Annotated in this window: 7 protein-coding genes; 3 read left to right on the top strand and 4 right to left on the bottom strand. The window is 58.3% G+C overall.

What is annotated here, in order from left to right:
* Positions 1–576 precede the first annotated feature (576 nt).
* Positions 577–1,575 carry a cyclase family protein gene (locus ACVZUB_RS30755; protein ID WP_482628838.1) on the top strand — a complete coding sequence of 333 codons (999 nt, stop codon included), beginning with the start codon at positions 577–579 and terminating at the stop codon, positions 1,573–1,575.
* A 120-nt stretch (positions 1,576–1,695) separates the two neighbouring features.
* On the opposite strand, the gene ACVZUB_RS30760 is transcribed toward ACVZUB_RS30755, so the two are convergent.
* The gene (locus ACVZUB_RS30760) at positions 1,696–2,037 is read right to left on the bottom strand and encodes a hypothetical protein (protein ID WP_482628839.1); all 342 of its coding nucleotides are present in this window, start codon (positions 2,035–2,037) and stop codon (positions 1,696–1,698) included.
* Positions 2,038–4,155: 2,118 nt separating this feature from the next.
* On the opposite strand from ACVZUB_RS30760, the gene ACVZUB_RS30765 reads away from it, so the two are divergent.
* Together ACVZUB_RS30765 and ACVZUB_RS30770 are read left to right on the top strand one after the other, a co-directional pair.
* Positions 4,156–7,449 (top strand): protein kinase domain-containing protein, encoded by a 3,294-nt coding sequence (locus ACVZUB_RS30765; protein ID WP_482628840.1) that lies wholly within the window; start codon positions 4,156–4,158, stop codon positions 7,447–7,449.
* 109 nt (positions 7,450–7,558) lie between these two features.
* Entirely contained in the window at positions 7,559–8,566 is a 1,008-nt protein-coding gene (locus ACVZUB_RS30770) for an IS481 family transposase (RefSeq protein ID WP_482627798.1), read from the top strand.
* 811 nt (positions 8,567–9,377) lie between these two features.
* On the opposite strand, the gene ACVZUB_RS30775 is transcribed toward ACVZUB_RS30770, so the two are convergent.
* The 3 genes from ACVZUB_RS30775 to ACVZUB_RS30785 form a co-directional block, all read right to left on the bottom strand.
* Positions 9,378–9,500, bottom strand: coding sequence for an Lsr2 family DNA-binding protein (locus tag ACVZUB_RS30775; RefSeq protein ID WP_482628952.1), 123 nt, complete (start codon positions 9,498–9,500; stop codon positions 9,378–9,380).
* A gap of 199 nt (positions 9,501–9,699) precedes the next feature.
* On the bottom strand, positions 9,700–10,494 hold the full coding sequence (locus ACVZUB_RS30780) for an alpha/beta fold hydrolase (RefSeq protein WP_482628841.1): 795 nt from the start codon (positions 10,492–10,494) through the stop codon (positions 9,700–9,702).
* Between the two features lie 369 nt (positions 10,495–10,863).
* On the bottom strand, positions 10,864–11,502 hold the full coding sequence (locus tag ACVZUB_RS30785; RefSeq protein ID WP_482628953.1) for an isochorismatase family protein: 639 nt from the start codon (positions 11,500–11,502) through the stop codon (positions 10,864–10,866).
* Positions 11,503–11,870 lie beyond the last annotated feature (368 nt).

Here is an 11,870-nt window from a genome sequence, read left to right on the forward strand (position 1 = left end):
CACTGTGACAAAGCGCCCGATCCGCAGGGGATGTTGACGGTCGGACCTCCAGCGCCGGTGATTGCCACGCATCGAAAGCTGACTTCGCGAGGAGTCAGCGAGGGTATCGCGTTCGACACTCCAGCCCGAGATTCCCCGAGATTCAATGGCTGACGCGGCTTGAAGTGTTCTTTCTGCGTTACCCGGTGGGGTTCTACGAGAAACATTGCATCCCACTCCGGAATCGGCATTTCGGGAAGTCCTTTCCCTGGCCGAAGAAGACGACCGTCACCGGTTTGGACGCTGGTCAGCAAACAGGGCAGCATTTGGAACATGTTCACAGCGGGAGCATCCCAGCTGACCAGGCATGCGACCCGACCTTTTGTATTCGAATCGATACCTTTGGTTGCACGACGATCCACCTATTGACGCAGGTCAATGGATTGACGAGCAACCAATAAGACGTCCGTCCAACGCAAAGGGTTGTGAACGGTCGCAGGGGAGGTTACTCTGTGACTGGAGTCACGTGCGCGAGCAGAACGCACACAGGGCGTCCATACCAACCTTGGAAATACTTGAGTGGAGACAAACATGTGCATGGCGTGCGACATCGCAAATACTGCCGGCTCGGACGGAAGTCCCGATTTGACACCCTTTGCCAACACAGGGGAATCTCGGTACGACGGGACCGGTAAGCGAAGTCCTCAGTGGTGGCCGTCACGCTATGGCGCAGACGACGAACTCGGCGCGGGAAACGAACTGACTCCCGAGCGGACGCTGGAGGCCATTCAATTGGTGCGTGAGGGCCGCATCATCGAACTAGCACGTGTTCTCGACTTCGAGTCCCCCACGTGGTCCCCGCCAGGGAAGGAAGGTGCTCGTTGGTTCCGGCAAGTCGTGGCTGCTCACGGACAGATGGACTCCATGACTATCGGGCCGACGAACAACCTCAACTACATGGAAGAACATGTGTCGCAGATCTATCACATCGGCACACACCTGGACGGGTTCGGCCACATCGGTATCGAAGGTCGCTATTACAACGGAACACACTACCCGGAGTTCTACGCACCCGCCGGCCTGAACAAATTCGGTATCCACAACGTCAAGCCGTGGGTGACCAGGGGCGTTCTCCTCAACATCGCAGCGGTCGTGGGTGTCGAGATGTTGACCGAGGGTTTCGTCATTACCCCGGAACACCTCGAGCGCGCGTGTGAGTTGCAGAACGTCGAGGTACGTCATGGTGACGCGGTACTCTTGCACACCGGTTACGGTGCGCTCTGGATGGTCGACAACGAGCGGTACAACAACGACGAGCCCGGAATTGGTTGGGATGCCGCTCACTGGCTCACCGATCGTCGCGTGAGTCTTATCGGTGCCGATACGTGGGCTGTGGAAGTTCTGCCGGGCGAGGTGGAGGGCGCACCTTTCGTTGTGCACCAACACACGCTCACCGAGACGGGCACGCACCTCCTCGAGAACGTTAAGACAGAGGCGTTGGTGGAAACCGGCAGGTCGGAATTCCTGTTCATTCTGTCGCCGGTCAAGACTCGAGGGTCCACAGCCTCGATGGTCAACCCGCTCGTAGTGCTCTGACAACTGAAACGCTCTGCGCCCCGACATTCAAATAAGACATGTTGGGGCGCAGCGTTTTACGATCTTCACAACTTCGAACGTATTTCGCGAATCGTCGTCGAGCGACGACCTTGAACGTCCTTATCCATCCGTCGTCAACAGGCCGGAGAGTGCGCGTCGTAGCTCCCGGACGTCAAGATTTTTCCGGAAGACTGGTTGTCTCGAATCCAAGGTTTGCAGGTTCCCGACAGTAGTACTGGTCACGAACGCGGTTAGGCGCAGACCATCGTGGTAGATTGCGCGCAGTGTCGCGCCAGGGTGAGGTCGTTCTTTACGGACAATGGGGTACATCCCAGCAGGCCAGCCCGACAGCCGGAGGAGTCCGGTCAGTTCCGTGCCCCAGGCACCGCCGCGGATGTCGTGGCTCGAACTTAATGCCAGGATCCACAGAACTTCGAGAATGCCGTCGGCTGCTGCGGTCACCGTGTCAGTCGAAGTGAATCCAACCGACTACGACAATCACCGGGCGATCAAACAAGCGAGGAAGGCATGGGCGCCACCGGCACCGTCACTACGAATCAGCACCTACTGCACCGAGGATTCGAAACATAAACTGTGCCAATTTTTTTCGGATCATCAAAAAAGCGTCAACAGCGGCATTGGATCTGGAGTTTCGAGGTCACCGCATGAAACCTGAGAATTCTCCGATGCCGTGTTCGCCCGATCTACGGTTGCCTACATTGGATGCAAACCGAAGCCCCGCCATACGCTCAGCGCAGCGTGTTCTTTCTCCGAATGTGCGGTTAACAATGTCGCATCGAGATCTACGACATATGGTTGCGGTGCATCGATCTGGTGGCCAGCTTCATGAATTCCGGCCTGCGAACACGCAGTTCTTGGGGCTGCGGCGCGGGGCGAAATTGATCTCGGACCATGCCGGCGGTCCGCCTACCGCAAGCCCCGTGATCAGCCAGAATACCGTTGCAACAGATACAATCTGGCCGAATACAGGGTTGTTGTTGTTGTTTTACGCAAGGTCGCTTGCGGCAGATCATCTTTCGAGACCCCGGGTATCCACGCGTTCAATTGTGCGCCCAGTCGTTTGTGGGCATCTCCTCGAACCACATGACGCGCCCTTCAGTGGCCCTCGAAATGCCCATAGCTTGCAAGAACCTGCTTGAGTTGGATCTGCTCGTCATCGGCCCGAGCAATGCAAACCCACGAAGTGATCCGCCGAACCTTCGATAGCCGATTTCTCGCTGGTGCAATTTCGACGGCACATAGCGGACCCACCCAGTCCCGGACTGTTCCGTAGCTGCCGAGATATCCCAATGCGCGAAGTTCTTCGTAGAGAACGCCAGCGGAGGGCCCCTCAGTGGAAACGCTCATGCGCGTGCGCCGTGAAATCGGCCAACAGCGTGGGCCGCCCAGTAGGAGGCGGTGCGCCCAATAATTCATCGACACTGCTGACGTAATACAAGCGACGAACAGTCCCCCGTGCCAGCCCGAGTTACCGCTCAATCTTTCTGATCTCCACACCCTCGTTCGTGAGCGTCGATACTGGGTCGAATCGACTCTTCGAACGGACTGTGAGCACAAAATCTCCCAGCGAATGTCCTGCACCTGGAAGGCAACCTGCCTCAGCAGTTCCGATGCGATACGTGTCGTCGTAGCTTCGGACCCTGCCACCGCCTGACGCAAGGCAATGATGATGAGCTCCAACGGCTTTCTCCACTGCTTGGCAACTCTATGACGAGATAGTGCCATAGATGCCAGCAGTCGGCGACCTCGATCGCTTCGGTGGGTCACCTACGCTGCTCGTCATGCGCCGGCGCCGTAGACTACCTCGGTAGCAGGGCGTGCTATCAACCGTTCGGCGACGGTGTCCGCCGTTCGGTCTGCGAGGACATCGACTGTTCAGTGGGTGCATAAAGCCCATTCAGACCGAATCATCCAGTGGCACATCGCAGTTCACATAGTTTCCGTCAAGCAGCGGCAGGCTCTGAGGATTAATGAGACGGTTTAGTTTTAAGTATGCCGAACAGGAAGCGTGATCGTTGAGTTTATGGCTTCCTGACCGTGCAGGTGCTCGCCGCGAGTCGATGTCCCGGAGCGGTGGGTCGCCGGTGCGATGTCTGCATACGCTGTCAGGTGTGCTGCTGATTGAATGCTGATCCGTCGCCAATTCGAGAAGGATTCATGCTGCTGTCCTGATTCCGATGCCGGGCAACTAGATCAGGATCTTGGAGAGAGACCGGACATCAATCACCTCTCTGCAGTCCTGCGATCGCTTTTCTTTGCTGCAGCGTCTCTTTTGGAGGTTCTGCCAGTTCGGGGAGGACAACCTCGGCGGCTGTGGCCCCTGGTACGACGACTCCATGTGCTTCGAATACGGAGATGATGTCGTCGACAAGTCTTGGGCCCATACGCGGCGTGTTCGTCGACGCAATGCTCGCATTGATCCTCGAAGCGCTCTACGCAGCCAATAGTGGTACCGAGCGGCATATCATGGAGAGTGCATCCCTCTTGACAGTGGCCCGCCGGCTCTCCACGCGAGGGTCCGCCGGTTCTCCGGCCAGGGGGAGGAAAGCAAGGTAGCTCATGAGTAACAACGACCCTTTCCCAACTCAACGCGATGTGTCTCCCCTCATTGCAGAGGATTTGAGTGCCTCTGGATTCGATGACCCCGAAGAAATCGGCCGCGGCGGGTTCGGAATCGTCTATCGGTGTACTCAGACTGGCTTGGACCGGACTGTGGCGGTGAAAGTCCTGACCACATATATGGACCAAGAGAACTGGACGCGGTTCCTCCGAGAGCAACGGGCGATGGGTCGACTGACAGGGCACCCGAACATCGTGACCGTTCTCGCTGTCGGCGTCACCGACAGCGGACGGCCTTACCTGGTGATGACCTACCACCCACAGGGTTCGCTCGACACTCGCATCCGTCGGCACGGTCCGCTCACTGTGGAGGAAGTACTGCGACTGGGAGTGAAAACGGCGGGCGGGCTTGAGACCACGCATCGAGCTGGCATAGTGCACCGAGACGTCAAACCGGCCAACATTTTACTCTCCGACTACGGCGAACCAGTCCTGGCGGATTTCGGCATCGCGCACCTCGCCGATGCGTTCAAGACCGCTACGGGAACCGTCACCGGCTCCCTCGCCTTCACTGCTCCAGAAATTCTCAGCGGAGATCCCCCGACCGCCGCCTCCGACGTCTACGGACTCGGCGCCACCTTGTTCACCGCACTTACAGGGCACGCAGCATTTGAACGACACAGCGACGAGGAGGTAATAGCCCAGTTCCTGCGGATCACGACCCAGCCACTCCCGGACCTGCGTAGACGCGGTTTTGCCGACGAGGTGAGCGCGGTTGTCGAGCACTCAATGGCTCGCAATGCGGCGGACCGACCGTCCGCGGGGTCGTTAGGCGAAAATTTGCGACATGTCCAATTGCAATATGGGTTCGCGGTCGACGCAATGGCGGTGCCTGCCGAACCAGTCCGTCAAGAGGGGGATATCAACCAGAAGCTACCGCTGACTACTGCCGCCCGCCTCCTCCGACCCCGCCGTTCATCGGTGAGAATGCCCTCGGTTTCGGGGCGGACGGGCAATCTTCCGCTGGATCTGACCAGTTTCATCGGTCGCAGAGCCGAGTTGGCTGAGGGTAGGAGACTTCTGACGGAGTCGCGGCTGGTGACCCTGACCGGTATCGGAGGGGTAGGTAAGACACGCCTCGCGCTCCGTGTGGCAGATAAGGTGCGCCGCGCCTTCCGCGACGGCGTGTGGCTCGTTGAGCTCGGCAATCTACGAGACCAGGAATTGCTACCACACATAGTTGCCACCGCATTCGGCATACGTCACGAAGGAACCGATCCACTGCAAATTCTTGCAGACTACCTCGCGACCCGAGAATTGCTACTGGTACTTGACAACTGCGAACAAGTGATCGACGCGACGGCGGACATGAGCGTTGCGCTCCTACGCTCCTGCCCACATCTACGTATCCTTACTACCAGCCGTGAGCCTCTCAGCATCGGAGGAGAGGCAGTCATGAGGGTGCCCCCTTTGACGGTGCCCGATCCGAATCGAAATCCCACGCTTCGGAAACAACCGAAGAATGACGCGCTCGCCTTGTTTACCGAACGAGCAATTGGCGCCGTACCCGACTTCAAACTCACCGAGAGCAACCGCACAACCGCTGCTCGAATTTGCTATCGCCTCGAGGGATTACCTCTAGCGATCGAATTGGCCGCCGCCCGACTGCGGACGATGACACTCGAGCATCTTCTGCAACGACTCGCCGACCGGTACGCATTGCTCACCCGCGGCAGTCGTGGAGCACCGTCCCGTCAGCAAACTCTGCGGTGGAGCATCGATTGGAGCTACGATCTGTGTACCGCAGCAGAACAACAACTGTGGGCCAGGCTGTCAGTCTTCGCCGGCACATTCGATCTTGAGGACGCATCGCTCGTCGTCCCAGGAAGCCTAGAGCGCATTGAACTGCTCGAACAGGTGACATCGCTCGTGGACAAGTCGATCTTGATCCGTGAAGAGTCGGGTGCGAGCGTTTGCTTCCGCATGCTTGAGACACTGCGCGAGTATGGGCAGAACAAGTTGCAGCAGTCCGGGGAGCAACGAGAATTGCAGTCCCGACACCGAGACTGGTACCAACAGCTTGCATTCGATGCGGAAAACGAATGGACCACTCCGCGTCAACTCGACTGGCTCGCACGTATGCACCGGGAGCAGCCAAATCTTCGAGAAGCGATGGAGTTCAGCCTCTCGTCCCCGGAGGGTACCCAGGCAGGGCTGGAAATGGCCACCTCGCTCTTTCCGTTCTGGTACGCACGAGGTCTGTTCACGGAAGGTCGACGTTGGATCGAACGAGCGCTTGCCAGCAAAGCCGAACAACCAACGACGCTGCGCATCAAGGGCATCTACGCCGCAAGTGTCCTCGCAACAAGGCAAGATGATCTGGAGCGAGCAAAAACACTGCTCGGGGAGGGACGTCGGATCGCTACCGATTTGGGATCAAATCGAGATCGTGCCCTCATGCAGCGGGCCGAAGGGTACCTTGCGCTCCACCAGAGTGATCCGGAAAGCGCAGTAGCCTGTCTGTCCGAGGCAATGGAAGAATTCCGACGAGGCGACGACTTGACACTGCAGATCATGACTTTGCAGGGGCTCGGGTTAGCGCACCAACTCCTGGGGCAGCCGCAACAGGCCATCGTCTGTCTCGAAGAGGCGATACGCATCGCACGAACGCATGGCGAAACTGCCTCGCTGGGTCGTTCTTCGTGGAACCTGGGTCTTGTAGTTTGGCAGGAAGGCAACCGTGATCGCGCAGTGGGGTTACTGCAGGAAGGGCTTCAACTAGCGCTTCGTTCAGACGATCCCACCGGCGCGACTTGGTGTTTTGAAGTACTTGCATGGATCGCGGCGAGTGAGAGCCGGTTCCACCGTGCGGCAGTTCTCATGGCAGCCGCATGGTCTTTGCGTCGGCAGGGAGGAGTTCCCGGGGTCCAAGTAGCAAACTTCGTCGATTCCCATAACGAATGCGAACGGGTCACACGTCAAGGACTGGGCTCTCGGCCCTTCTCCATGGCTCACCGGGAAGGCGACACAATGAGTTTCGAAACTGCAGTCTCGTTTGCCCTGGAGAAACCACCGATCACGCCGGCACGCGTCGGCGCGCCTACAGACCTGACCAACCGGGAGCAGCAAGTCGCCAATCTTGTCGCCAAAGGTATGACCAACAAGGAAATCGCTGCCCAACTCGTCATCTCGCCACGCACCGCTCAAGGGCATGTGGAACATATCCTCGCGAAACTCGGATTCACGTCGCGGGCGCAAATTGCGGCCTGGGTGGTCGAAGTAGAACAGGGCTAGTTGTTGTGGGTATGGACGTTGCTGACGCTGGATTGAAGTAGACGGGCTGGCCCTTCGCGGCAGGATGGAAGTTGCGAAACAGACCATCAACAGCAAAGGGACCAGCCCTGTGACACACCGTAATGCTCCGCTGACTGTCGAGGGAAGACGACGACTCGTCGAGCGGTGCCAGAGTCGTCCGATCACCCACGTCGCCGCCGAGATGGGCATCTCCCGACAATGCGCCTCCAAATGGGTCAACCGGTACCGAAAATACGGTGACCTGGGATTACAGGATCGATCCAGCACACCACACCATCAACCGGCCGCCACGGCGGCAGGGCTTGTGGCCGAGATCGAAGCGATGCGGCGAACCCGGAAATGGTCGGCCGCGCGCATCACGTTCGAACTCCGAATGGATGGAACGGTCATCGCACGCCGGACAGTCACGAAAATTCTGCGGAACCTGGGATTGCACCGTCGCCGGTTCATCGACCCGAACGGCGAGAACAATCGCAAACCGCAGGTCATCGTCGCGAAACGACCAGGCCAGATGGTGCACGTCGACGTCAAGAAAGTCGGCCGAATCCCGGACGGTGGTGGTTGGCGCGTTCACGGCCGCGGCTCCGCACAGGCCAAACAATCCCAGCGACGCAAGGCGCGAGCGAAGCAACCCCGGATCGGTTACACATACCTGCATTCCGCGATCGACGGCAACACCCGTTTGGCATACACCGAGGCACGCGATAACGAAACCGCCGCAACAGCCATCGATTTCATGAACAACGCCCGACACTTCTTCGCTGCACATGGCATCACCCGTATCGAACGGGTGATCACCGACAACGGATCATGCTATCGCGCAGCAGATTTCACCGCTTCACTCCGCGAGGCTCGGCATTACCGGATCAGGCCGTACACACCGAAACACAACGGGAAGGTCGAACGCTACAACCGCATCCTCGCCGAAGAACTGCTGTACTCCCGTGAGTACATCAGCGAAGCCCAGCGGCGCATTGCCGTCGAGGTATGGAACGTTCACTATAATTATCACCGACCGCATTCAGCACGCGGAGGACGACCGCCCGCCGCTTACCGCCGGCACCGCGTCACCAACGTCCGTTCCTCCTACAGCTAGTTGCTGCGTGGGAATATTTCACCGGATAGTTGGCCGAGCGGGACGCAGCAGCGCTGCCGAACATCAGTTTCGTCACCGATCGGGACAAGACTGGCCGCGCCCCACCACGGCAGGTAGTCGCCGGGTATTCGAACGACCACGCACCACTATCCAGATTCCCTTGCACCCTAGCGCTTCGTAACCCTCACTTACCTCGCGCCCACGGCTCCGGCGACCAACTCTTTCCCCCACGGCACGATGACATTGACCGATGCATTAAAGGTCCGAAAACCGTTTCCTTGCAGCCGATTTCGTGATCAACATCGGAGAAATCTGCGGCTGGTCTCGTCCTAATTCCCGACGAGTGCACAAAGAATCTCATGGCAGCCCTCGCCTCCCCCTCCTCCCGACTGGAAGAATCTCGCGCGCTGCCCCGCAAGACCCATCAGGTCGATCCTCTGAAGGAACCCCTCGATCCGCCCTGTGGGTGTTGCGAGTGAATCAACACTTCTTCCACCGCTGTCAGGTACACAACCCAGACTTTGCCACCGGCTTCTGCAGGCCTGGTGACTCCCCTGCTCTGTCAACTTCTGCAGCGCAAACACACGGGCGAGAGTCATCGGCCCTGGAAACCTGCTCCAGAAGCCACAGAACCTGGCCCTCGTCACTCCACTACGAGACGGATTTCCCGAACCCAACAATTTATGTGACGGTAGATGCAGGCCTCACGATCCGAAGTCGACAACCAGCAATACTCGAAAAGTTTGGTCGCACAGCAACTGGACCCCGCCGGGTTACTTGATCACTCTGAGGACGGACCGTCTACCGACGTCTAATATGCCGCGTCGAAAGCACTGATCACATCCGATTTGATTCGCCCGCTCGGGGAGACATCGAAGCCGTTCCTGGCTGCCCACTCCCGCATCGCAATTCGATCCGGGGGTGTCGTGAAGATCTACCAAACGGATGGCAATAGCCGCCGAACTTTCGGGGAACATTGCAGTTCATAGAAAAGCCTCCCGACACCCAAAAGTAGCGAACGGACTGACCCCGTGTGCCCTCTCTGGACAAGAGCGCACAGTTCAGGTGGACCATCAGTGCACGTCGCAAGGAATTTCTCGACGATCGGCCCAGAGAGCCGTACTGACTGTTAGCTAGAGGGTTGCATCAAAATGACTGGCTATGAGTTCGGCGGTCTCGTGGGGGCGGACGAGACCAGGAAAGTGATGCGCGCCTTGGACGACCGAAAGTCGCGAGTTCGGCAATGCGGCTACTAACTCCGTCGCGCAGGGATCTACCGGTGTACCCGGGTCCGCGTCACACTGGATGACTAACGTAGGGACCTCGATGCGCGAATAATCACTGGTGCAGTCAGTTTGCAGCATTGCGTGGATATTCGTTTGCACGGCATAGAGGGGCCATTTTGCGGCTTCGAGTGACTGCTCCGCGCACAAACCGAGTTCACAGAAGAAATCGACGCGCCGCTGAGGAGTGCTGACCGCCGAGTTTACCGCCGCATATGTTAACCCGAGATCGAGTAGTTGTGGACCCGAAAAATAGCTTCCCGTGTACACGATTCCTGTTACGGCACCAGGATTGTTGATCGAGTAGGTGGTGGCTATGGACCCACCCATGGAGTGGGTGATGAGCCCGATGGGTTCACAGATATTCGCCGCCTCTACAACGCATTCCATGTCCTCAGCGTGCTGCGCGATTCCTGACGCAGCGCTGGGCAGTGGCTTATCGGAAAGGCCGTATCCGCGGTTGTCATATACGACGCATCGATATTTATCTTTCAACAGCGCGACCTGTTGACGCCATATGGTGTGGATACCGAAGAATCCCGATACGAAGACCAGAGGCGGCCCACTGCCCTCTACTTCGAAGTAGATGTGGTTTCCATCCCGCGCTTGGGTCCAGGGCATAGTTCCGCCTTCTATCGTGGTCATGTGGTGAGTGCGCGGTTACGACTTTTAGTGGGTCCGTTGGCTCTGCAGTACCTTTGCCGTGAGTCGGTACTCGGTTGGTTACATGCGAAGGGCGCTTGTGAGGGGTACGTCCTTGACCTCCGAACCGCACCAAGCTGCATCGAGACACATCGCTATCGACTCATTTGGTTGGCGTTTGGTTATCATATGGTCGCCTTCTTGTCCTGGCAAGTGCACCTGCGCTGGAGCTGTCTACTCGCGCGATCGCCTCATCGTCGCTGTGCAGACACCAAGATTGTCACTTCACCACACCAACCTGAGTGATCTCCTACAAGTGCGAGGTGAAGCAGGCGACTGTCAGACGATCGTTCCACCTCTTGTGGGACTACATCAGGTGCCGGTGGCAGCCGAGTGGCCATCGATTGCCGATTGCACGAGATTGCTCTTGGGCAGCTTCGCGCCCGTCCTCAAAGCGTCCATCCACCGCGCGGTGGTCGAGACCGTAGCGAGGTTCGACTGCAACAGCACCATCAGGATAGTGTGCAATGCCTCAGCGGAAATCGTGCCGGCCTCGTTGGTGAGGCTGACGGCGCCTGTGGCGTCGGAGAGAACCTCCACGGCGAATCCGAGCCCTTCGGCCTCCACTGCTGTGGCGAGATCGCAATTGTTTGTCATGTATCCGACGATCGTGACCGTGTCGACATTGTTTGCATGCAACCACTGCGACACATCCGTACCTGCAAACACACTCCCATGCTGCTTGTGTACACGCTTCGATGCCGGATCGATGTGCCGTTCAATCCCCGGAAGCAACGACCACCCCGCGGTGCCCTCCACGAAAACGGGAGAACCCTGCGGTATCTGGTGTTGGACAACGAGAACGGGGATATCCCGCGCATTCGCCGTCGCGATCGCGTCGATGATGTTGACGAACGACTTCGCGCGCGGGGGGAACTGAATCTCAAGGGGTCCTTCGAAATACTCCTGCTGCACATCGACGACAATAAGGGCGCGGCGGGGTGCAATCATAAGGCGTCTTCCTTCAAGTCGGATTGCAATGGTTGGTTCGTGGCGCTGCACGGCAGCGCAAAAACGATCCAGCGTTGCTGCGTAGGCCGTCGCTTTGTCGTCGACAGTGCGCAGTTTTACAGTGTGCCTTAGAACCACCGAACGCTGTATCTCCGCAGTCTGCCTTGAGATCACTGAGAAATGTGGCGCCAGCCGGATCTACTGATTCAGGAGACAAGTGGCGCGATCACATCGATGCAAAAAAGCCCGCGGACCCCAGCCCTGCGTCCATTTCAGCGAGATGGGTCCGCGATTCAGCGAGATGGGTCCGCGACGCAAAGGCCGGTGGTATCGCCAATGGTGGTTGTGCAGCGACACTGCGGAACGGC

It is taken from the genome of Rhodococcus sp. OS5, from assembly GCF_056837585.1.

What these genes read in the sequence shown, in the direction of transcription:
- ACVZUB_RS30765 (WP_482628840.1), top strand. Translation starts at nt 4,156, where the DNA reads ATGAGTAACAACGACCCTTTCCCAACTCAACGCGATGTGTCTCCCCTC.
- ACVZUB_RS30780 (WP_482628841.1), bottom strand. Translation starts at nt 10,494, where the DNA reads ATGACCACGATAGAAGGCGGAACTATGCCCTGGACCCAAGCGCGGGAT.
- ACVZUB_RS30755 (WP_482628838.1), top strand. Translation starts at nt 577, where the DNA reads ATGGCGTGCGACATCGCAAATACTGCCGGCTCGGACGGAAGTCCCGAT.
- ACVZUB_RS30785 (WP_482628953.1), bottom strand. Translation starts at nt 11,502, where the DNA reads ATGATTGCACCCCGCCGCGCCCTTATTGTCGTCGATGTGCAGCAGGAG.